16 protein-coding genes are annotated in these 21,847 nt (G+C 69.1%); 5 read left to right on the forward strand and 11 right to left on the reverse strand.

Going from position 1 to position 21,847, the window contains the following annotated elements; all coding sequences use genetic code 11:
* The first annotated feature begins 3 nt into the window (after nt 1–3).
* The gene (locus QXH22_RS03675) at nt 4–882 is read left to right on the forward strand and encodes a D-alanyl-D-alanine carboxypeptidase family protein (RefSeq protein WP_306241401.1); all 879 of its coding nucleotides are present in this window, start codon (nt 4–6) and stop codon (nt 880–882) included.
* Between the two features lie 13 nt (nt 883–895).
* On the opposite strand, the gene QXH22_RS03680 is transcribed toward QXH22_RS03675, so the two are convergent.
* The 5 genes from QXH22_RS03680 to ffh form a co-directional block, all read right to left on the reverse strand.
* Nucleotides 896–1,498, reverse strand: coding sequence for a TetR/AcrR family transcriptional regulator (locus QXH22_RS03680; protein ID WP_306241402.1), 603 nt, complete (start codon nt 1,496–1,498; stop codon nt 896–898).
* A 1-nt stretch (nt 1,499) separates the two neighbouring features.
* A complete protein-coding gene (locus tag QXH22_RS03685; RefSeq protein ID WP_306241404.1) occupies nt 1,500–3,320 on the reverse strand; it encodes an amidohydrolase family protein in 1,821 nt (606 codons plus the stop codon).
* A gap of 43 nt (nt 3,321–3,363) precedes the next feature.
* Nucleotides 3,364–5,049 (reverse strand): serine/threonine-protein kinase, encoded by a 1,686-nt coding sequence (locus QXH22_RS03690; RefSeq protein WP_306241405.1) that lies wholly within the window; start codon nt 5,047–5,049, stop codon nt 3,364–3,366.
* A gap of 63 nt (nt 5,050–5,112) precedes the next feature.
* Nucleotides 5,113–6,192 carry an amidohydrolase family protein gene (locus QXH22_RS03695; RefSeq protein ID WP_371934150.1) on the reverse strand — a complete coding sequence of 360 codons (1,080 nt, stop codon included), beginning with the start codon at nt 6,190–6,192 and terminating at the stop codon, nt 5,113–5,115.
* A gap of 5 nt (nt 6,193–6,197) precedes the next feature.
* Nucleotides 6,198–7,763 carry a signal recognition particle protein gene (gene ffh, locus QXH22_RS03700; protein ID WP_306274947.1) on the reverse strand — a complete coding sequence of 522 codons (1,566 nt, stop codon included), beginning with the start codon at nt 7,761–7,763 and terminating at the stop codon, nt 6,198–6,200.
* Between the two features lie 205 nt (nt 7,764–7,968).
* Here ffh and QXH22_RS03705 point away from each other — a divergent pair, with 205 nt between their 5' ends.
* Nucleotides 7,969–8,232, forward strand: coding sequence for a hypothetical protein (locus QXH22_RS03705; RefSeq protein WP_306274948.1), 264 nt, complete (start codon nt 7,969–7,971; stop codon nt 8,230–8,232).
* Here QXH22_RS03705 and QXH22_RS03710 read toward each other — a convergent pair.
* Nucleotides 8,222–8,545: a hypothetical protein gene (locus QXH22_RS03710; protein ID WP_306274949.1), complete on the reverse strand. Its 324-nt coding sequence runs from the start codon at nt 8,543–8,545 to the stop codon at nt 8,222–8,224. The genes QXH22_RS03705 and QXH22_RS03710 overlap by 11 nt on opposite strands.
* A 3-nt stretch (nt 8,546–8,548) precedes the next feature.
* Between QXH22_RS03710 and QXH22_RS03715 the strand changes: the two genes are divergently transcribed.
* The 3 genes from QXH22_RS03715 (at nt 8,549) to QXH22_RS03725 (ending at nt 12,134) form a co-directional block, all read left to right on the forward strand.
* Nucleotides 8,549–9,535, forward strand: a complete 987-nt coding sequence (locus QXH22_RS03715) for a hypothetical protein (protein ID WP_306274950.1) — start codon at nt 8,549–8,551, stop codon at nt 9,533–9,535.
* Nucleotides 9,535–10,311 (forward strand): alpha/beta hydrolase, encoded by a 777-nt coding sequence (locus QXH22_RS03720; RefSeq protein ID WP_306274951.1) that lies wholly within the window; start codon nt 9,535–9,537, stop codon nt 10,309–10,311. Before QXH22_RS03715 ends, QXH22_RS03720 begins: the two co-directional genes overlap by 1 nt.
* A gap of 116 nt (nt 10,312–10,427) precedes the next feature.
* Complete coding sequence (locus QXH22_RS03725) at nt 10,428–12,134, forward strand: DEAD/DEAH box helicase (RefSeq protein WP_371934202.1); 1,707 nt, start codon at nt 10,428–10,430, stop codon at nt 12,132–12,134.
* Nucleotides 12,135–12,233: 99 nt separating this feature from the next.
* On the opposite strand, the gene QXH22_RS03730 is transcribed toward QXH22_RS03725, so the two are convergent.
* The 5 genes from QXH22_RS03730 to smc form a co-directional block, all read right to left on the reverse strand.
* Nucleotides 12,234–14,705: a [protein-PII] uridylyltransferase gene (locus QXH22_RS03730; protein ID WP_371934203.1), complete on the reverse strand. Its 2,472-nt coding sequence runs from the start codon at nt 14,703–14,705 to the stop codon at nt 12,234–12,236.
* A 39-nt stretch (nt 14,706–14,744) separates the two neighbouring features.
* The gene (gene glnB, locus QXH22_RS03735; protein WP_055577570.1) at nt 14,745–15,083 is read right to left on the reverse strand and encodes a nitrogen regulatory protein P-II; all 339 of its coding nucleotides are present in this window, start codon (nt 15,081–15,083) and stop codon (nt 14,745–14,747) included.
* 2 nt (nt 15,084–15,085) lie between these two features.
* Complete coding sequence (locus QXH22_RS03740) at nt 15,086–16,492, reverse strand: ammonium transporter (protein WP_306244304.1); 1,407 nt, start codon at nt 16,490–16,492, stop codon at nt 15,086–15,088.
* A 156-nt stretch (nt 16,493–16,648) separates the two neighbouring features.
* Entirely contained in the window at nt 16,649–17,983 is a 1,335-nt protein-coding gene (gene ftsY, locus QXH22_RS03745; protein ID WP_306274954.1) for a signal recognition particle-docking protein FtsY, read from the reverse strand.
* Between the two features lie 86 nt (nt 17,984–18,069).
* Entirely contained in the window at nt 18,070–21,666 is a 3,597-nt protein-coding gene (gene smc, locus QXH22_RS03750) for a chromosome segregation protein SMC (protein ID WP_306274955.1), read from the reverse strand.
* Between the last annotated feature and the right edge of the window lie 181 nt (nt 21,667–21,847).

Consider the following 21,847-nt stretch of genomic DNA (forward strand, 5'->3'; position numbering starts at 1 on the left):
TCCATGCGAAAGCTCATCGCCGCGGCCGCCGCGCTGCTCACGGTTACGTTGCCGGGCGCCATCCCGGTGGCGCACGCGGACACCGACGTCCAACAGGCAGCGGGTTCGATGCCCATTCCCGACGGTCCGGCGCAGACCTGGATCGTCGCCGACATGGACAGCGGTCAGGTGCTGGCCGGCCGCGAGCAGAACGTCGCCCACCCGCCGGCGAGCACCATCAAGGTGCTGCTCGCGCTCGTCGTGCTGGACGAGGTGCCGCTGGACTCCACGGTCGTCGCCGACCTCACCGATACCGCCGTCGAGTGCAACTGCGTCGGGGTGAAGGTGGGCCACAGCTACACCGCGCGCCAACTGCTCGACGGCCTGCTGCTGGTGTCGGGCAACGACGCCGCCAACACGCTGGCCGACATGCTGGGCGGCCAACAGGTCGCGGTGGCCAAGATGAACGCCAAGGCCGCGTCGCTGGGGGCGTCGAACACCCATGCGGCGACGCCTTCCGGACTGGACGGGCCCGACGACTCCGGCTGGTCGACGGCGCATGACCTGGCGGTGATCTTCCGCGCGGCCATGGCGAACCCGACGTTCGCCAGCATCACCGCCGAGCCGTCGGCGATGTTCCCCGGCGAGAACGGCGACCAGCCGATCCTGAACCAGGATGAGTTGCTCGCGCGCTACCCCGGTGCCATCGGCGGCAAGACCGGGTTCACCAACGCGGCCCGCAAGACTTTCGTCGGAGCGGCTAGCCGTGGCGGCCGGCGACTGGTGATCGCCATGATGTACGGCCTGGTCAAAGAGGGTGGGCCGACCTACTGGGATCAGGCGGCCAGCTTGTTCGACTGGGGCTTCGCGCTGGGCCCGCAGGCGGGCATCGGCTCGCTGTAGCAGCGGCGGAGCGTCAGGCGGTGACGCTCGGCCAGGCCGCGGTGAGCAGCGCGGTCAACACCGGAATCCTGCGCTCGGCGATCTCGGGCTGTGGCAGCACCCCCTCGACCACCGCGGCTCCGTCGAAGACGTTGGTGAGCAGGGCCACCAGCACCGGAAAGGAATCGTCCGGGAAGCCGTCCGCGCCGGGCATCGCACGCGCCGCGTCGAAGATCTTCGCCGAGTACTGCCCCAACTCGTGTTGCAGCGTCTCTCGGAGCTTCTCGTCGGTACGCGCGGCGATGAGCAGTTCATAGAGCACCGCGTTCGTCGGGCCGCCGGTGATGTCGCGCAGGATCGTCAGCGCCGCTTGCAGTGCCGGCTGGTCGGCCGGTATCTCGGCGACCTGCTTGTTGAAGGTTTCCAGCTGCCGGCGCAGCACCTCGGACGCGGTGGCCGCCATGAAATCGCCCATCGTCTCGAAGTGACGGAACAGGGCGCCCACCGATACCCCGGCGCGTTTGGTGATCACCGCGGCCGAGGCCCGGGCATATCCCACCTCGATGATGGTGTCGATGCAGGCCTGCAGGAGCCGGCCGACGGTCTCCTCGCGCCGCTGCTGCTGCGTCCTGGCCATCTCAGGCCGACAGGCTCATCGCTGCCGACTGGCGCTCGCCCGCGCGCAGGTAACGGCCCGACTTCACGGTCTGGCCGTAGCCCTCGCGGAACTCGCCGTTACGGTAGACGACAGCACCTCCCACACCGGTGGCGACCACGGTCGCGTCATTGCGGTTGACCATGCGCCGCAGGCCGCCGTAGAAGGGCACCGCCTCCTCGTGGTAGCCGTCCACCGAGTCATCCAGGTGGGCGGGGTCGATCACCACGAAATCCGCACGGTCGCCCTCACGCAGCGTGCCGGCGTTGAGCCCGAACCACTCGGCGACCTCGGCGGTGAGGCGGTAGATCGCTCGTTCCGGCGTCAGGAACGGCGACCCGGCCCGCTGTGCCTCCTGGATGCGCTTGAGCAGTCGCAGCGGGAAGTTGTAGAAGGCCATGTTGCGCAGGTGAGCGCCGGCGTCGGAGAAACCCATGTGGATGCTCGGGTCGGCGGCCAGCTTGTCCAGCTGCTTGGGCCGGTGGTTGGCAACGATGGTCGTCCAGCGCACGTTGCGCTCGCCGTTCTCGACCAGAATGTCGAGGAACGCGTCCAGCGGATGCAGCCCTCGCTCGTCGGCGATTGCGCCGAAGCTCTTGCCGACCAGCGACTCGTCGGGGCACTCCACGATCACCGCGTCGTGGAAGTCGCGGTGCCACAACGAAGGTCCGAGCTTGCGCCGGTCGAACTGCCGGCGGAATTCCCGACGATAGGACTCGTCTGCCAGTAACTCGTTGCGCTGCAACTGATCCCGCAGGTGCAGCGCGGCCGTACCGGCGCCGAATTCTTCGAAGACCGGCAGATCGATTCCGTCGGAATACAATTCGAACGGCACCGGCAGGTGCTGGAAGCGCACGCTGGCGCCCAGCAGTTTGTTGAGCACCCGGGTGCCGCGGCCGAAGGTGTGCACCGCCAGCGGCATCGACTTGGCGTCCGCCGACACCAGCATGCTCATCCGGACGCCCTTGCGCCGGTTGAGAAGCCGGCTGCTGGTCAGGAAGAACATCAGCGGGGACACCGGGCTGTTGACGTTGGGTGCGCTCTGCAGAATACGGCCGCGCTTGCGCAGCACCTTGATCAGGCGGCGCCGCTCGCGCCAGGTCGCGAAGGTCGAGGGCAGTGCCCGTGACCGGAACCGTTCCCCGTCGAGCTTGTCGATCGGCGCGTCCATCCCGGACATGCCGAGCATCCCGGCATCGAGCGCCTCGTCCAGCATTCGCGCCATCTTCTCCAGCTCGGCATCGGTGGGGCGCACGGTTTCGTCGGTGGCCCGCTCGAGTCCCAGCACCGCGGTCCGCAGATCCGAATGACCGAGCATGGAGCTCACGTTCGGCCCCAGCGGCAGCGCGTCGATCGCCTCGACGTACTCCGCCGGCGACGACCACGTCTTGTTGTTCTGCAGCGCGCCCAGGACGAAGTCGCGCGGCACCGCCTCGACGCGGCTGAACAGGTCGGCGGCGTCTTCGGAGTTGGCGTACACCGTCGACAGTGAGCAGTTGCCCAGCATCAAGGTGGTGATCCCGTGGCGTACCGACTCACGCAGACCCGGGTCGAGCAGAATCTCGGCGTCGTAGTGGGTGTGGACGTCGATGAAGCCGGGCGCGATCCACTTTCCCTTGGCGTCGATCACCTCCGGACATCCCGTCTCGTCCAGCGGGCCGGCCGATACGGTGGCGACCACGCCGTCACGGATGCCCAGGCTCCGTTTCTGTGGCTTGGCGCCGGTTCCGTCAAACCACAGGCCGTCGCGGATGATCACGTCGAAAGTCACAGTTCCTCCAAGAATGGCTGGCTGGGCTGCCACGAAGCTAACATAGATAGCGATCGCTCGCAATCTTTCCCAAGGTTCAGCGCCCCGGCCCGGAAGGCCTGGTGGTCGGCGGTTCCGGTGCCACCGTGGTCGCCGTCGTCGTGGTGCCCGGCGTGCCGGTCACCGGGTCCGGCACGTTCACCGCGGGCGGGATGTCACCGCTGCGGTCCGCCACGGCCGGGATGCGGATGAGACCTCCCAACTGGCCGCATTCGTTGCTGCGTACCGTCACGGACATCTCGCCGGCCAGGTCGCCCTGGGATTGCAGCCGCAGCGTCAGCACCTGGGTGGTCATCTGGGTGCTCGCCTGCCCGGTGGGCCCGATGCACGGAAACTTCGTGGTCTCCGGCCTGGACCGCCACTGGCCGTCGATGAACTCCAGCAGCAGCGGATGAACGTCAGGCGATTTCACCTGCGCGTGATCGGTGTCGTCGAGCAGCGTCGCCGCCGCCAGGCAGCGGGTGGGCGTGCAGGACGAGCGGATCGCCCACCAGGTCTGGACGTCGGGCGGCTGCGGCGTGGGATTGTCGTTGAAGGTCTGCCGGGAGCGCTGCACCTCGATGCGATAGGTGCCGTCCAGTGGGGGCGGTGGGGCAGCCTTGGTGGTGGCCGCCACGGCGCTCGACGTGGTCGACGGGCCCCCGGCGCGGACAGGAGTATCGGTGTGGCGCCCGACGCTGATGACAGCCGCGGACAAACCGGCCAACAATGCCAGGGCGACGGCGCCGATCAGTATCCGGCGCGGACCGAATCGCCTGGTGCGCCCGGTTCCGCTGGAAAAGGCGTCCAGTCGCCGCGCCAGCGAGCCCGCGGCGGATCGCAGGAGTCCCGCCGGCGGCCCGCTGGCCGGTTCCAGGACCGGTGCTGGCGGTGCCGGTTCCGGCCACGCGTAGACCGGGTAGTCGACGACGTAGGCGGGCTCGGCGGCAGGCTGCTCGACGGGTGTCGCCGCAGCGTCGTGGTCGGCGATTCCCGCCCGATCGGCGAGGGCGGCGGCGAACTCGCGGCAACTGCCGAATCGATCCGCCGGCTGGTCGGCCTGCGCCCGCCCGAGCACGTCGTCCAGGCGGGCCAGGTCCGGGCGCAACTCGCTGAGTCGCGGCGGGGTCCCTGCCGTCGGCGGCGCCCCGGTGAACAGGTGCAGCGCGGTCGCCGCCAGCGCGTACTGATCAGCGCGTCCGTCGACGGCGGCGCCGGTAGCCTCCTCGGGCGCAGCGTAGCCAGCTTCACCGGGCGGGCGCTGCAATCCGAAGTCGCACAACATCACTTGTGGGTCGCCGGCGCCCGGCGCGGTCACCAGGATGTTGCCGGGCCGGACGTCGCGGTGCAGCACGCCACGCAGGTGGGCAAAGTCCAGGGCAGCCGCCGCGGCCGTGATGATCCCGAGCACTTCACCGATCGGCAGTACCGCGGGGAAGCGATCGGCCATCAACCTGGCGACGTCGGTACCGTCGACGTAATCCGTTGCGATCCACAGCTGTCCGTCGGACTCACCGCGTTCGTGCACCTCGACGATGTTGAGGTGATAGAGGTTCGCCACCGCCACGGTCTCGCGGTGAAACCGGGCGCGGAAGTCGTCGTCGGCCGCGGGCGGCAGGACCTTCAGCGCCTGCCATCCGGGCAGATCCGGCCGCTGGGCCAGGTATACCTCGCCGGTCGCCGACGAACTCAGTTGCCGCACGACGGTGTAACCGGCAAAGGTTGCGCCGCTGGCCAACGCCATTCAGCGATGGTAACCACCGAGTTGCGGCCGGACGCGCTGCGCCCGGCTAACACTCGGCGAAATCTAATGTCCGGGGCGGAACACCTTGCCGCGCAGGATCACCAGATCAGGCCGGTTCAGCACGGCCGCGCCCCGGCGGGGGTCGTCGGCGTAACACAACAGGTCCGCCGATGCGCCGTGATCCAGGCCCGGCCTGCCCAACCAGCGCCGGGCGTCCCAGCACGCTGCCCCGAGAGCCTCCTCGGCGCTCATGCCGATCTTGCGCAGCGCGTCGACCTCGTCGGCGATACGTCCGTGCCTGATGGTGCCGCCCGCGTCGCTGCCGGCATACACCGGCACACCGGCGTCGCGCGCCGCGGCGACCCGCTGGTATCCGCGGTCGTAGAGGTCGCGCATGTGCGCGGCGTACGTCGGGTAGCGCACGGCAGCGTCGGCGATGCCCGGGAAGTTCTCCAAGTTGATCAGCGTCGGCACCAGCGCGGTGCCGTGCCGGACCATGAGTTCGATCGTCTCGTCGGTGAGGCCGGTGCCGTGTTCGATGCAGTCGATGCCGGCGTTGATCAGGCCGGGCAGCGCATCCTCGCCGAAGACGTGCGCGGTGACGCGGGCGCCGAGCGCGTGGGCGGTGTCGATCGCCGCCTTGAGGACGTCATCGGACCACAGCGGCGCGAGGTCGCCGATCCCCCGGTCGATCCAGTCGCCGACCAGCTTGATCCAGCCGTCTCCGCGCCTGGCCTGCTCGGCGACGAGATCCGGCAGCTGCGCTTCGTCCTCCATCTCGGCGGCCAGCCCGGGGATGTAGCGCTTGGGTTTGGCCAGGTGCCGTCCGGCCCGGATGAGGCGGGGCAGGTCGTGATGGTCGTCAAGACTCCGGGTGTCGATCGGTGAGCCGCAGTCGCGCAGCAACAGCGCGCCCACGTCGCGTTCGACTTCGGCCTGGGCAATCGCTTCGTCCAGTTCGACTGCGCCGTGTTCGCCGAGCCCCACGTGGCAGTGCGCGTCCACCAGCCCCGGCAGGATCCAGCCCCCATCGAAGACGGTGTCGGCACCGGAGACCGGCTCGGAGCTGATGCGGCCGTCGACTATCCACAGTTCGGTGGCGATGTCGCCGGGCAGGGCGAGCCCCCGCACGTGCAGTCGCACTGCGGCTATTTCTGGCCGGGGAACTTCAGCTTGGACAGGTCGAAGTCGGCCAGCCCCGGCGGCAGTTCGTTGAGGCCTTCCGGCATCTGCGACAGGTCGGGGAACCCGGCCGGCATGCCGGGCATGCCGGGCATGCCGGCGCCGAATGGACTGCGCGTCTTCGGCGGCGTCGGTCCGCGGGCCCCCTTCTTGCCCTTCTTGCCTTTGGAGTTGCGGGACTTTCGGGTCGCGGACTTACGGCCCAGCCCGGGGATGCCCATGCCGCCGAGCATCGAGGACATCATCTTGCGCGCCTCGAAGAAGCGGTCCACCAGCTGGTTGACCTCGGAGACCGTGACGCCGGAGCCGTTGGCGATGCGCAGCCGCCGCGAGGCGTTGATGATCTTCGGGTCGGCCCGCTCCTGCGGCGTCATGCCGCGGATGATGGCCTGGATCCGGTCGAGGCTCTTGTCGTCGACCTCGGCCAGCGCGTCTTTCATCTGTGCCCCGCCGGGCAGCATGCCCAGCAGGTTGCCGATCGGGCCCATCTTGCGCACGGCAAGCATCTGCTCGAGGAAGTCCTCCAGCGTCAGCTCACCGGCGCCGATCTTGGCGGCGGCAGCCTCGGCCTGTTGGGCATCGAAGACCTGCTCGGCCTGCTCGATCAGGCTCAGCACGTCGCCCATACCGAGGATGCGGCTGGCCATCCGGTCCGGGTGGAAGACGTCAAAGTCCTCGAACTTCTCGCCGGTCGAGGCGAAAAGGATTGGCACACCGGTGACTTCGCGGACCGACAGGGCGGCACCACCACGGGCGTCGCCGTCCAGCTTGGTCAGCACGACGCCGGTGAACCCGACGCCGTCGCCGAATGCCTGCGCGGTGGCGACCGCGTCCTGGCCGATCATCGCGTCCAGGACGAACAGCACCTCGTCGGGGTTGACAGCGTCGCGGATGGCCGCGGCCTGGGCCATCAACTCCTCGTCGATGCCGAGCCGGCCGGCGGTGTCGACGATGACGAAGTCGAAGTGCTTGGCTCTGGCCTCGGCGATGCCCGCCGCGGCGACGGCGACCGGGTCGCCCGGCCCGGACTCGGGTGAGGCGCCGGGGTGCGGCGCGAACACCGGGACGCCGGCGCGCTGACCGACGACCTGAAGCTGATTGACCGCGGCGGGACGCTGCAGGTCGCAGGCCACCAGCAGCGGGGTGTGGCCCTGGTTCTTCAACCGGAACGCCAGCTTGCCGGCCAGCGTCGTCTTGCCCGAACCCTGCAGGCCGGCGAGCATGATCACCGTCGGCGGGTTTTTGGCGTAGGCGATCTCGCGGGTCTCGCCGCCGAGGATGCCGATCAGTTCCTCGTTGACGATCTTGACGACCTGTTGCGCCGGGTTGAGCGCGCCGGACACCTCATGCCCGCGGGCGCGTTCCTTGATCCGGTGGACGAACGCCCGGACCACGGGCAGCGACACGTCGGCTTCCAGCAGCGCGAGCCGGATTTCGCGGGTAGTGGCCTCGATATCGGCGTCGGTCAGGCGGCCTTTGCCGCGCAGCCCCTGGAGGGCACCGGTCAAGCGATCGGACAGCGATTCAAACACGACAGCCAGCCTAGTGGTGCTGCCGTCGGGGCGGCAGACAAGGACCGAGTCGGGCGCTGGGGGTCACCACCAGCAGGCCTAGTGGTCCTGTTGCCGTGGGCCCGCGACACTGTCACGAGGCAGACGACACGCCGATGCGGGCGTGCGTGGTTTCAGTTTCGGCGAAGCCTGGTGGATCGAGGTTGGAAAACGCTACTTTTGCCGCGTGGTCACTGTGCTCGCAGACATGGCCCCCGCACCATCGGCGTCTTCTCCGGTGCTGCTGGTGGTCGTCGTGTTTCTGCTGTTGGTGGTAGCGGCCGCGGTGGCTGTCGTGATCTGGCTACGCCGCTCGCGGCGGCCGAAGCAGCCACCGCAGTGGGGCCCGCCGCCACCGCAATGGGGCCCGCCGCCGCAAGGCCCGCCGCCCCCACAAGGCCCGCCGCCCCAGTGGTCGCCGCCTCCCCCTCCAGGTCCGCCTACCGGTTGAGGACCAGCCCGGTGAGCAGCGACGAAGCATTGGCGCCGACACTCAGTAGCGCCAGTGTCGTCAGGTCACGCCGGACGGCGACCGCCAGCACAGCCGCCTCGGCGAGGGTCACCGCGACCTCCGTCAGCAGTAGCCGCGCAATAGTCGGGTCCGGCGCCAGGACCCACCACGCCACCGGATGGGTGACCGCGTTGACGCCGATCGTCAGCATCAGCGCCGACCACCACCGCAGCCCGACGATGCCCACGAGGCCGCCGACGTACCACAGCGATTCGACCGCGACCGTGATGACGAAAGCGGTCAGCTGGGACACGCGATGACTTTACGGGTGATCTGGCTGTTCGCGGGGGCCGCCGCAGTTGCCCTGGCCATCGCAGTGCGCGCTCCGCTGGCCACCACGGTGCTCGGGCTGATGGCCTTTGGGGTCCTGCACAACGTCCTGGAATTGCGCTACGTCACTGGACGTTTCGCCGCCGTACTCGCCGGCCGGCTGCTGTCGTGGCTGCTCGGGTTGATCACCGTCATCGTGCTGTGCCGGCTGGCCGCCATGATCGTCGGCGAGCCGGCGCGGCTGGCCGAGATCGTCATCGGCTACGCGGTGCTCTTGGCTGCCTGTGTGGCGGGGTTACGGGGGCCGGCGCTGGTCGCGGCGGCAGCGGTGCTGGCGATCGCCACGGCCGCCTCGCTGAGCTGGCCCGCCTACCACTTCGTCGTGCTGTCGCATCTGCACAATGTGGTGCCGCTGTTCTTCCTGTGGGAGTGGTCGGCCCGGCTGCCCACCCCGGCGTTGCGCCGGTCCTTCCGATCGGTGCAGCTCGGCTGGGTGCTGGTCGTTCCTGCGGTGCTGCTGTCCGGTGTGCTCGACCGCCACTTCGGCGGGACCAGTTCGTCGCTGGCCGGGTTCGCGGGAAATCCCCGCCCCATCGTGGCGGCCAGTGCCCCGCCGGCGGCCGTGCTGACCGAGATGGGCCTGAGGCTGCTCGTCGTGTTCGCCTTCCTGCAGACCATGCACTACTTCGTCTGGGTGTACTTCTTTCCCCGCCATGCACCCGATGCGGCGCGGGCATTCGAGGTGCGCGTCCCGTGGCTGAGCGGCGCGCGGGCGTGGACGCTGGGTGCCGCCGTCGGAGTGGCCCTGGCCGTCGTGTTCGTCACGGACTACGCCTCCGGCAAGGCGGTGTACTCCGCGTTCGCCAGCTATCACGCCTACCTGGAGTTCCCGGTGATCCTGGCCACGCTGCTCGGCCTGGGCGCGGCCACGGTGCCGAACCGCGCCGAGTACCAGGCAGTCGGAGCGCGGTGATGCTCGAAGTCATCGACAAGGGCTCCCGCACCGGCCCACCGCTGCTGTTCGTCCACGGCGGCTGGCACGGCGCGTGGTGCTGGGAGAACTTCCTGAACTATTTCGCCGACGCCGGCTACCGCGCCGTCGCGGTGAGCTTGCGCGGCCACGGCGCCAGTCCCGCACCCAAGGCCCTGCGGTGGTGCTCCATGGCCGACTACGTGGAGGACGTCCGCACGGTGGCCGACTCACTCGGCGGCCCACCGGTGCTCATCGGCCATTCCCTCGGCGGCTTCGCCGTGCAGCGGTATCTGGAAACCCGGCGTGCGCCCGCCGCGGTGCTGGTCGGCTCGGTGCCCCCGAAGGGTTTCCTGCGGCTGGCGATGCGCGTCTGGCGCCGCCATCCCCTGATCGCCATGCGGGCCTTCACCGGCGGCACGTTGCTCGAGTTCGTCGAATCGGCGACGCTGGCCCGCGACTACCTCTTCTGTCGGCAGACACCCGAGGAGATCGTCGAATCCTGCCGGTCGCAGGCCGGGCCCGAAAGTCTGCGGGCGGCCGCGCTGGATCCGATGACCCGGCGGGTCCGGACCGGACTGGTGACGACCCCGATGCTGGTTCTGGGCGCCGAGCATGACGGCTTCGTCAGCACCGCGGAGGTGCGGGCGACGGCCCATGCGTACCGGACCGAACCGGAGTTCTTCTCGATGGGCCACAACATGATGCTCGAACCCGGATGGCCCGACGTCGCCACGCGCATCCACGACTGGCTGCAGACCCGCGACCAGCCAATCTGACCGGACAGCCACGTCGTTGCAGCGCCGAAAAGCGTTGTCGTGCTAGATTTCACAGCCACTGCGCCGTCTCGCGCGGCCGAGCCACCAGGCCGAATCTGTATGGGGGGAATGTGTCGCTGCAGCCGGTCAGCCACTTCCCGGCCGACACGACCCGGTCGCTGCGCGGCTGGCAGCGTCGCGCGCTGGTCAAGTACCTGGGAACCGAGCCGCGGGACTTCCTGGCGGTGGCCACACCCGGTGCCGGCAAGACCGCCTTCGCCCTGCGGATCGCCGGCGAGCTGATCGCGCACCGGGCCGTCGAGCAGATCACCGTCGTCGTACCCACCGAGCACCTCAAGATCCAGTGGGCCCAGGCCGCCGGACGCCAGGGACTTTCCCTGGACCCGAAATTCTCCAACTCCAACCCGCAGACCTCGCCGGAGTACCACGGCGTGGTGGTCACGTACGCCCAGGTGGCCGCCCACCCGACGCTGCACCGGGTGCGTACCGAACAACGCAAGACGCTGGTGATCTTCGACGAGATCCACCACGGCGGTGACGCCAAAACCTGGGGTGACGCCATACGGGAAGCCTTCGGTGACGCGACCCGCCGGCTCGCCCTGACCGGGACGCCGTTCCGCAGCGACGACAGTCCGATCCCGTTCGTGAACTACGAACCCGACGCCGACGGCCTGATGCGGTCCAAGGCCGACCACACCTACGGCTACGCCGAGGCGCTGGCCGACGGCGTGGTCCGCCCCGTGGTCTTCATGGCCTATTCCGGGCAGGCCCGCTGGCGGGACAGCGCCGGCGAAGAGCATGAGGCGCGGTTGGGCGAACCACTGTCGGCCGAACAGACCGCCCGCGCCTGGCGCACCGCACTGGACCCGGCCGGCGAGTGGATGCCGGCGGTGATCGCGGCCGCCGACCAGCGGCTGCGCCAGAAGCGTGAGCATGTGCCGGACGCGGGCGGGATGATCATCGCCTCGGACCGCACCGCGGCGCGCGCCTACGCGACCCTGCTCACGAAGTTGACCGGCGAGGCGCCGACCGTCGTGCTCTCCGACGACCCCGGCTCGTCGGCGCGCATCTCGGAGTTCTCCGCCAGCACCAGCAGGTGGCTGGTCGCGGTGCGGATGGTGTCCGAGGGGGTCGACGTGCCGCGGCTGTCGGTCGGTATCTACGCCACCAGCGCCTCGACGCCGCTGTTCTTCGCCCAGGCCATCGGGCGGTTCGTGCGATCCCGGCGAGCAGGTGAGACGGCGAGCATCTTCCTGCCGTCGGTGCCGAATCTGCTGCAGCTCGCCAGCGAACTCGAGGCGCAGCGCAACCACGTGCTGGGCAAACCGCACCGCGAATCCGAGGGCGACCCACTCGACGAGGACCCGGCCACCAAGACGCAGACCGAACCCGGCGAAGAGAAGGGCTTCACCTCGCTGGGCGCCGACGCCGAACTGGACCAGGTCATCTTCGACGGCTCGTCGTTCGGCACCGCAACCCCGGCCGGCAGCGACGAGGAGGCCGACTACCTCGGCATCCCCGGCCTGCTCGACGCCGAACAGATGCGTGCGCTGCTGCACCGCCGGCAGGACGAGCAGCTACAGAAACGGGCGCAGGCAGGCACCCCGGCGGTGGCGCTGACCACGCACGGTCAACTGCGCGACCTGCGCCGCGAACTCAACGCCCTGGTCTCCGTGGCGCACCATCGCACCGGCAAGCCGCACGGCTGGATCCACAACGAGCTGCGCCGCCGCTGCGGTGGGCCGCCGATCGCCGCGGCCACCAGCGATCAGCTCAAAGCGCGGATCGACGCCGTGCGCCAGCTCAACGCCGAGCCGGTGTAACGCGAGCCAAAACCTTTCGCCGAGTGTGGACGATGCGACGGTGAATCGGCGTGTCCCGTCGTGAGGTTCACACTGAGGGCGGTGGCTCAGAGCATGGCGCTAGTCCCCGACGGGCTCGTCCTCCAGCACCACCGCGGGCGCACCCAGCACCGCCAGCAGGTGCTTTTCCACCGCGGACCGCGCATTGAGCTCCGGCGGCACCGCCACACAGAACACGTCGGCTGCCGTCGACCCGAACGTGTTGACCTTGGCCCACAGGATGTCGGTCTCGGCGCGCTCGAGCGCACGGGTCAGCAACGCGAGCAGGCCGACCCGGTCCATGGCGCGGACCTCCAGGATCAGCTGACCCGGGGTGTCGGTGTCCAGCCAGAGGATGCGCGGTGGGGCGGTGGAACGGGTGACGGGCACTCCCACCTGGACCTCGCCGGCCCGGGCGGTGGCCGAGCTGGTGGCCTCCATGTCGCGCTTTTCCAGCGTTCCGCACACGTCGATATCGCCGTGCAGGGCGCCGACGAACTGCTGGCGCAGCAGCTCGGCCGCGGGCGGCGAGCCGAACAGCGGCGACACGATGAATTCGGTGATCACCACGCCCTCGTGGATGTTCACCGAGGCCGAGTGGACCCGCAGCGAGTTCAGCGCCAGCACGGCCGCGGCTTTCGACACCAGCCCGCGCTGATCCGGGGCCACCATCACCGCGCACAGCCGTTCGCCGTCACCCTCTTGCAGCTCGACGTGCACGCCCTGCCGCTCAGCCAGCGAAAGATAGTGCGGCGCAGTCGGTTCCGCTTGCGGAAGCGTCTCCCCCGCCATCGCCAGCCGGCAGCGCCGCACCAGGTCCTCGACCAGCGACGCCTTCCAGTCACTCCACACGCCCGGACCCGTGGCCTTGGAATCGGCCTCCGACAGCGCGTGCATGAGCTCGAGCAGCTGCGGGTCACCGCCCAGCGCCTCGGACACCGCCTCGATGGTCTTGGGGTCGTTCAGGTCGCTACGGGTGGCCGTGATCGGCAGCAGCAGATGGTGGCGGACCATCTTGGAGATGGTGTCGACGTCAGCGGGCGACAAACCGAGCCGCTGCCCGATCGGGATCACCAGATCAGCGCCGAGCACGCAGTGGTCCATTCCGCGGCCCTTGCCGATGTCGTGCAGCAGGGCACCCAGGGCGAGCAGGTCCGGTCGCGCCACGTTGGTGGTCAACGGTGCCGCGTGCACGGCGCACTCCACGACATGACGGTCCACGGTCCACTTGTGCGAGACATCGCGCGGCGGCAGGTCGCGGATCGCATCCCACTCGGGCAACAACTGCCCCCACAACCCGGTGCGGTCCAGCGCCTCGATGGTGGCTACCGCGGTGGGACCGGCCAGCAGCACCACCAGCAGGTCGTCCAGGGCCTCCCGTGGCCACGGTGTCGGCAGCGGTGGCGCGCTGTCCAGCCGGCTCAGCGTGGCGGCACCGATGGGCACGCCGGTGTCCGCCGCGGCGGCGGCCACCCGCAACACCAGACCGGGGTCGCTTTCGGGACGGGCGTCGCGGGCCAGCACGATCTCGCCGGCGTACTCGACGACACCCTCATCCAGCGGTCGCCGCTTGGGTCGCCGCATCAGGGCGGTCAAACCGCGCTTGGGCAACGCGTTGGCGGCGGTGCGCAGTCCGGTGACGGCGTGGAAGCTGATGGTGCGACCGGCGCTGGACAGCATCCGCGCCAGGTCGAATCGGTCCCCGACGCCAAGCTTTTCGCTGATCTCGTCGGCGAACTGCGCCAGCAACTGGTCACGACCCCGGCGGGAGACCACGTGCAATTCGGTCCGGACGTCGAGCAACGTCAGGTACGCATCGTCCAGCGAGCCGACAGCGGTATCGGCCCGGGCCATCCCGTGACGGTCGATGAGTTGCGCCAGCGCCAGCGCGTTGAGCAACTGGACATCGCGCAACCCGCCGCGGCCGGACTTGAGGTCGGGTTCGGCGCGGTGCGCGATACGGCCAAGACGCAGCCAGCGGGCGTGCGTCATCTCCACGAGTTCGTCCATGCGAGAACGGATTCCGCTGCGCCACTGCCGTTTGATCCCGTCGATCAGTTCGGCTGACAGGGCTGCGGTTCCGGCGATGTGCCGCGCCTCGAGCATGCCCAGGGCGGCCGTCAGATCGGCGTTGGCGGTGCTCAGCGCCTCGCTGACGGTACGCACGCTGTGATCGAGCCGAATGTTGGCGTCCCACAACGGATACCACAGTTTGTCGGCGGTCGGCCCCAGTACTTCGGGCGGCTTCCCGTCGTGCACCAGCACCAGGTCGAGGTCGGAGTACGGAAGTAGCTCACGACGGCCGAGGCCGCCGACCGCGACGATGGCGTAGCCGCTGTCGTCGGTGATGCCGATTTCGGAAGCCTTTGCGGTCAACCAGTTTTCGTGCAGGTCCAGCACTGCCTGCCGCATCTCGGCAGGTTTCATGCCGCTGAGGCCGTCAGACAGCAGTTCGCGCCGCGCGGCAGCCAGATCGACTGCCGCAACGGCGCTTCCTGCTTGCGGTGCTTCCGTTTTCGAGGTTTCAGAAGGGTCCGGCCGGTTCGGTGTCACACCCGGCCGGCCCATCTGCCTTGGTTCGGCAACGCGCGACTACAGAGCGTCAGAACCGCGCTCACCGGTGCGCACCCGCACGATGGTGTCCACGGGGCTGACCCACACTTTGCCGTCGCCGATCTTGCCCGTCCGTGCCGCCCGGACAATGCTGTCCACGACCTTGTCGACGATGGAGTCGTCGACGACGACCTCGATCCGGACCTTGGGCACGAAGTCGACCGAGTACTCAGCGCCCCGGTAGACCTCGGTGTGGCCCTTCTGCCGCCCATAGCCCTGGATTTCGCTGACCGTCATGCCCAGGACGCCGGCGTCCTCCAGGCTGGTCTTGACGTCGTCGAGGGTGAACGGCTTGACGATCGCGGTGATCAGCTTCATATCTATTCCGCCTCAACTTTCTCGGCCACTCGCGCCTGCAGGCCGTTCGGGGTGTCCGGCAGGCTGGCGCGGGGAAGAACCGAACCGCTGGCAACCGCGAAATCGTAGCCGCTCTCAGCGTGCTCCGACTCATCGATGCCCGCCGCTTCCTGCTCTGCTCCCAGCCGCAGCCCAATGGTGTACTTCAGGATAAGCGCCAGGATCAGCGTGACAACGCCCGAGTAGGCCAGAACGGTGAACGCGCCCACTGCCTGGCGTTCCAACTGGTCGAACCCGCCGCCGTAGAACAGGCCCTTGGACACGCCCGCCACGCCGTTGATCGCGACGCTCTCGGGGGCGGCGACCAGGCCGACCATCAGGGTGCCGGCGAGACCGCCGACCAGGTGGACGCCGACAACGTCGAGCGAGTCGTCGAAGCCGAGCTTGAACTTCAGACCCACGGCCAGCGCGCACAGCACACCGGCGACCACGCCGATGATCAGTGCGCCCAGTGCGTTCACCGACGAGCACGACGGCGTGATCGCGACCAGCCCGGCGACGATGCCCGAGGCGGCACCCAGGGTGGTGGCGTGGCCGTCGCGGATGCGCTCAGTGAGCAGCCACGCCAGCATCGCCGCCGCAGTGGCGATCGTGGTGGTGACGAACGTCGACCCCGCGGCGCCGTTCGAGCTGGTCGCCGACCCGGCGTTGAAGCCGTACCACCCGAACCACAGCAAACCGGCGCCCAGCATCACGAACGGCAGGTTGTGCGGACGGAAGAGCGTGGTCGGCCAACCCTTACGCTTGCCCAGGACGAGCGCCAGCATGAGGCCCGCCACACCGGCATTGATATGCACCGCGGTTCCGCCTGCGAAGTCGATCGCGTGCAGCTTGTTGGCGATCCAGCCGCCCTTCTCCGATGCGAACCCGTCGAAGGCGAAGACCCAGTGCGCGACCGGGAAGTACACCAGCGTCGCCCACAGGCCCGAGAACACCAGCCAGGCACTGAACTTGAGCCGGTCGGCGACCGCGCCCGAGATCAGGGCGACCGTGATGATCGCGAACATCAACTGGAAGGCCACGAACACCGAGGCCGGCAGCGTTCCCGCCAGCGGGATGTCCGTCGCCGCGACGCCCTTGGACGCGTCGGCGGCAACCGAGTTGCCACCGATGAGGCCCTTCAGGCCCCAGTATTCGGTCGGGCTGCCGACGACATTGCCGGTGTCGTTGCCGAATGCCATGGAGTAGCCGTAGAGCACCCACAGCACCGTCACGACGCCCATCGCGCTGATGCTCATCATGATCATGTTGAGCACGCTCTTGGCACGAACCATGCCGCCGTAGAAGAACGCCAGGCCCGGCGTCATCAGCAGCACGAGTGCCGCACTCGCCAACATCCAGGCCGTATCGCCGGTATTGGGCTGGCCCATCACAGGGAAACTCACTCGCTATCACCTCCAGTCAGCGTTGGGAGGGCCCCAGAATGATGACTGGTGACCTGACGAGAACCATGCGCATAAGTTGTTGCGGCAATGGAGCCGCCGTGTTTCGTCAGGATTAACGTAAAAGTTGCTGTGTAAGAGCTTTCAGCCCAGCAGGGCGTCGACGAACGCCGCCGGCTCGAACGGCGCCAGGTCATCGGCTCCCTCACCGAGTCCGACCAGCTTCACCGGCACGCCCAATTCCTGCTGAACGCGGAAAACGATGCCGCCCTTGGCCGTTCCGTCCAACTTCGTGAGCACCGTCCCGGTGATGTCGACGACCTCGGCGAAAACCTTGGCCTGCGCCAGGCCGTTCTGGCCGATGGTGGCGTCGAGCACCAGCAGCACCTCATCAACAGCTGCCCGGCGGCTCACTACTCGTTTGACCTTGCCCAGTTCGTCCATCAGGCCGACCTTGGTGTGCAACCGTCCGGCGGTGTCGATCAGGACGACGTCGGCACCGGCCTGGATGCCTTTGTCGACGGCGTCGAACGCCACCGACGCCGGATCGGCCCCTTCGGCGCCGCGCACCACTTCCGCCCCGACCCGCGACGCCCAGGTTTCCAGCTGGTCGGCCGCGGCGGCCCGGAACGTGTCGGCCGCCCCGAGCACCACACGACGTCCGTCGGCTACCAGGACCCGCGCCAGCTTGCCGACCGTGGTGGTCTTTCCGGTGCCGTTGACGCCGACGACCAGCAGTACCGAGGGATGGTCGGCGTGCGGCAGCGCCCGGATGGATCGGTCCATCTCCGGGTGCAGTTCTTTGATGAGCACGTCCCGCAGCACCGCGCGGGCGTCGGCTTCGGTGCGGACGTTGCTACTGGCCAGCCGGGTTCGCAGCTGGGACACCACCGCTTCGGTGACCACCGGGCCGAGGTCGGCCACCAGCAGGGTGTCCTCCACGTCCTGCCAGGAGTCCTCGTCCAGGTCACCGCCACCGAGCAGGCCGAGCATGCTGCGGCCGAGCGCGTTCTGCGACCGTGCCAGCCGCCCGCGCAGCCGCTCCAGCCGCCCTTCGGTGGGCTCGATCGCCTCGATCTGCGGCGCTTCGGGCTCGGGCGCCGGCTCCGTTATCGGCTCCGGCTCGGGTACCGGCTCCGGCTCGGGTATCGGCTCCGGTTCGAGCTTGGGTTCGAGCTTCGGCTCGGGAAGGTGGACCTCAGAAATGGGACGCTTGGGGGCGTCGCGCGGGATGGTGGCGTCGTCGCCGACGGCCGGCAGACCGGTGGTGTCGATCCGTTCCGGTTGCAGCGTCGGGGTCCGGCTGAACGTGATGCCGGACGACGCCGTATAGCCCCCGGAGCGGTCGATCGCCTCGGGTGTGGGCTTGGGCGCGAGGCTGATCCTGCGCTTGCGGTGGCGCACCAGGCCGAAGACCAGCGCGGCGATGATGACCAGGGCGGCGATGACCGCGATGGCGATCCAAAGACCTTGCGACACGCTGTTGAATCCTTCCCAGAACTATTTCCCAGAACTACGGGGGCCGGTACGGGCTGGCGGACTGTCAGCCCCACGCTACGGGCAACCTACGAAGAGTTGGCCACCAGTCGGTCCACCTGCTGACCGCGAATGCGCTGCGAGATGACGGCGGTGATCCCGTCGCCCTGCATCGTCACGCCGTACAGCGCGTCGGCCACCTCCATAGTGGGCTTCTGGTGGGTGATGATGATCAGCTGCGAACGGTCCCGCAGCATCTCGAACAGGCTGATCAGCCGGCGCAGGTTGGTGTCGTCGAGCGCGGCCTCCACCTCGTCCATGATGTAGAACGGCGACGGGCGGGCCCGGAAGATGGCAACCAGCATGGCTACCGCGGTCAGCGCCTTTTCGCCGCCGGACAGCAAAGACAGCCGGGTGACCTTCTTGCCGGGGGGACGGGCCTCGACCTCGATGCCGGTGGTCAGCATGTCGTCGGGCTGGGTCAGCCGCAGGCGCCCCTCGCCGCCGGGGAACAGGGTGGTGAAAACCGTCTGGAATTCGCGTTCGACATCGACGAACGCCTCGCTGAACACCTGCAGGATCCGGGCGTCGACTTCGGCGACGACATCGAGCAGATCCTTGCGCGCCGCCTTGACGTCCTCGAGCTGGGTGGACAGGAAGTTGTATCTCTCCTCCAGCGCGGCAAACTCCTCGAGGGCCAGCGGGTTGACCCGGCCCAGCTCGTTGAGCTCCCGCTCGGCGCGTTTGGCCCGGCGCTCCTGGGTGGTGCGGTCGAACGGCATCGGGGCCGGCGCGACCACCTGTTCACCCCGCTCGCGGGCCTGTTCGAACTCGGCCATCTCCAGATCGGTGGGCGGCAGCGGGACGTCGGGGCCGTATTCGGCGATCAGGTCGGCCGGCGCCATCCCGAACTGCTCGAGCACCGTCTGCTCGAGTTGTTCGATCCGCAGCGCCGCCTGCGCGTTGGCCACCTCGTCGCGGTGCAGGGAATCGGTGAGTGCGGCCACCCGCGCGCCGAGCAGATTCGTTTCCTCACGTACCGCGGTCATGGCCGCGGACCGCTGCTGGCGCTCGGCGGCCAGCTCGTCGCGCATCAGTGACGCCGCGTCCACCACCCGGCTGAGCCGCCGGGCCAGCAGCCGTCCCGACTCGGCCACCGCCGCCGCCACCGCGGCTGCGCGCATCCGGGCGGCCGCCGCTTGTTCGGCCCGGATCCGAGCCTCGCGTTCGGCCGCGGCGGCACGGCGCAGCGAATCGGCCCGCCCGCGCACCGCGTTGGCGCGCTCTTCGGCGGTGCGTACGGCCAGCCGGGCCTCGACCTCGAAGCTGCGTGCCGCATCGGCGGCAGCCGCGATCTCCTGCCGGTCGACCGGCTCGGCCTGCTGGACGTGTTCGGTCTCCTGCGCATTGCGCAAACGCGTCTCGAGTTCGACGACCTCGTCGAGAGTGCGGCCCCGGCCCGCTTCGAGCTCTTCACGCTGGGCCAGCAGCCGGTTCCATTCGTCCTCGGCCGTTCTGGCCTCTTGCCCCAGCCGGCCGAGCTGGTCGTACATCGCCGAGATGGCGGTGTCGGATTCGTTGAGGGCGGCCAGCGCGTGCTCGGCCGCATCCTGACGGGCGGCCTGCTCGGTCAACGCGCCGGACAGCGCCGCGCTGAGCTGCGCCACTTGCGACTCCGCGGCGGCCAGTTCGTTGCGCGCCTTCTCGATCTCCGACGCGATCTCCAACGTGGAGACCTTGCGGTCGGACCCGCCGCTCACCCAGCCGGCGCCCACCAGATCGCCGTCGCGTGTCACCGCCCGCAGCTGCGGATGGCCGGCGACCAGCTCCAGCGCTGCGCCCAGATCGTCGACCACCGCGACGCCCGAGAGCATGGCCACCATCGCCCCGCGCAACCGCGGCGGCGCCTCGATCATGTCCAGCGCCCACACCGCGCCACCCGGCAGGCCGACCTGCGGCTGCGGCTGGGCCGGCCAGTCGCCGAGGACCAGCGCCGCGCGGCCACCGTCGGCCTGTTTCAGTGCGGCGACGGCATTGCGTGCGGCTCCCAGACCGTCGACCGCAAGCCCGTCGGCCGCCGAGCCCAGCACCGTGGCCAGCGCCGCCTCGTAGCCCGGACGCACCTTGACCAGTTCCGCGATCGAACCGAAAAGCCCTGCGGCACCGTGGTTCCGAGCCAGCCACGCGGTGCCGTCCTTGCGCTCCAAACTCACCGAGAGCGCATCGATGCGGGCCCGCAACGACGCCACCTGACGTTCGGCGGCACGTTCTGCGGCCTGCAGCTCGGTGACCCGTTCGTCGGTCTGACGCAGCGCGGCCATCGTCCGTTCGTGTTGCTCGTCGAGGCCTACCTCGCCCTGGTCCAGTTCACCGACCCGGCTCTGCACGCCCTCGAACTCGGCTCGGGTCTGCTCCACCCGGGCCGCGGCGTGTTCGATCCGCTCGGACAACCGCGCGACGCTGTCGTCGATCGATTCGACGCGCGCCCGCATCGTCTCCACCTGACCGGTCAGCCGCGCCAGGCCCTCCCGCCGGTCGGCTTCCGCCCGAACCGCCGCGAGGTGAGCCTTGTCGGCCTCCACCGCACGGCGCTCGCGTTCGGCCAGCTCGGCGCGCGCGGCATCGAGCCGGGTGCGGGCCTCCGCCAGCTCGGCCAGCAACTGCTCCTCGAAAAGCGCGACCTGTTCGGCCTCGGCTTCCAGTGCGTCGGGGTCGGTGTCGCTGGTCCTGGACGGCTCGATATCGAGGTGGTGGGCGCGTTCGCTGGCGATCCGGACGGTCGCGCCGACGCGTTCCGCCAGCGCTGACAAGCGAAACCAGGTCTGCTGAACGGCTTCGGCACGTTGCGACAGCTCGGTCAGCGATTCCTCGTGAGCGGCCAGCTCCTCGGATGCCACCGACAGCCGGGCGGCGGCTTCGTCATGCTCGCGCCGCATTCTCGCCTCGGTGTCGAAGATGGCCTGCCGCTCGGAACGGCGGTTGACCAGGTCGTCGGCGGCCAGTCTGAGGCGGGCGTCGCGCAGATCGGCCTGGATGTTCTGGGCTCGACGGGCCACTTCGGCCTGGCGGCCCAGCGGTTTGAGTTGGCGCCGCAGCTCGGTGGTGAGGTCGGACAGCCGGGCCAGGTTCGCGGCCATCGCGTCGAGCTTGCGCAGCGCTTTTTCTTTACGCTTGCGGTGCTTGAGCACGCCCGCGGCCTCTTCGATGAAGGCCCGGCGGTCTTCGGGGCGGGACTGCAGGATTTCGTCCAGCTTGCCCTGACCGACGATGACGTGCATCTCCCGTCCGATGCCGGAGTCGCTCAACAATTCCTGCACGTCCATCAAACGGCAACCGCTGCCGTTGATTTCGTACTCGCTGGCGCCGTCGCGGAACATCCGGCGGGTGATCGAGACCTCGTTGTAGTCGATCGGCAGCGCGTTGTCGGAGTTGTCGATGGTGACGGTGACCTCGGCACGGCCCAGCGGCGCGCGCGAGGACGTCCCGGCGAAGATGACGTCTTCCATCTTCCCGCCGCGCAGCGTCTTGGCCCCCTGCTCCCCCATCACCCAGGCCAGCGCGTCGACCACGTTGGACTTGCCGGATCCGTTGGGACCGACGACCGCGGTGATCCCCGGCTCGAAACGCAGAGTCGTTGGCGCGGCGAAGGACTTGAAGCCCTTCAGCGTCAGACTCTTGAGGTACACGAGGGGCCAGATTACCGCTCGGACTGTGCGACCCTTCGCCGCACGCGACGGCCCGGGCGGCAGTTTCGGTCGGATTCAGTCGTTGAACAGGCGACCGGTGTCGCAGTGGCCACAGCTGACACTTTGGTCTCTGGCTGGGGCCGCGCCTGATGTGCCCGGCTTCACGCCACCGCGGGGGAAC

It is taken from the genome of Mycobacterium sp. TY814, assembly GCF_030755175.1.
Classification (GTDB): Bacteria; Actinomycetota; Actinomycetes; order Mycobacteriales; family Mycobacteriaceae; genus Mycobacterium.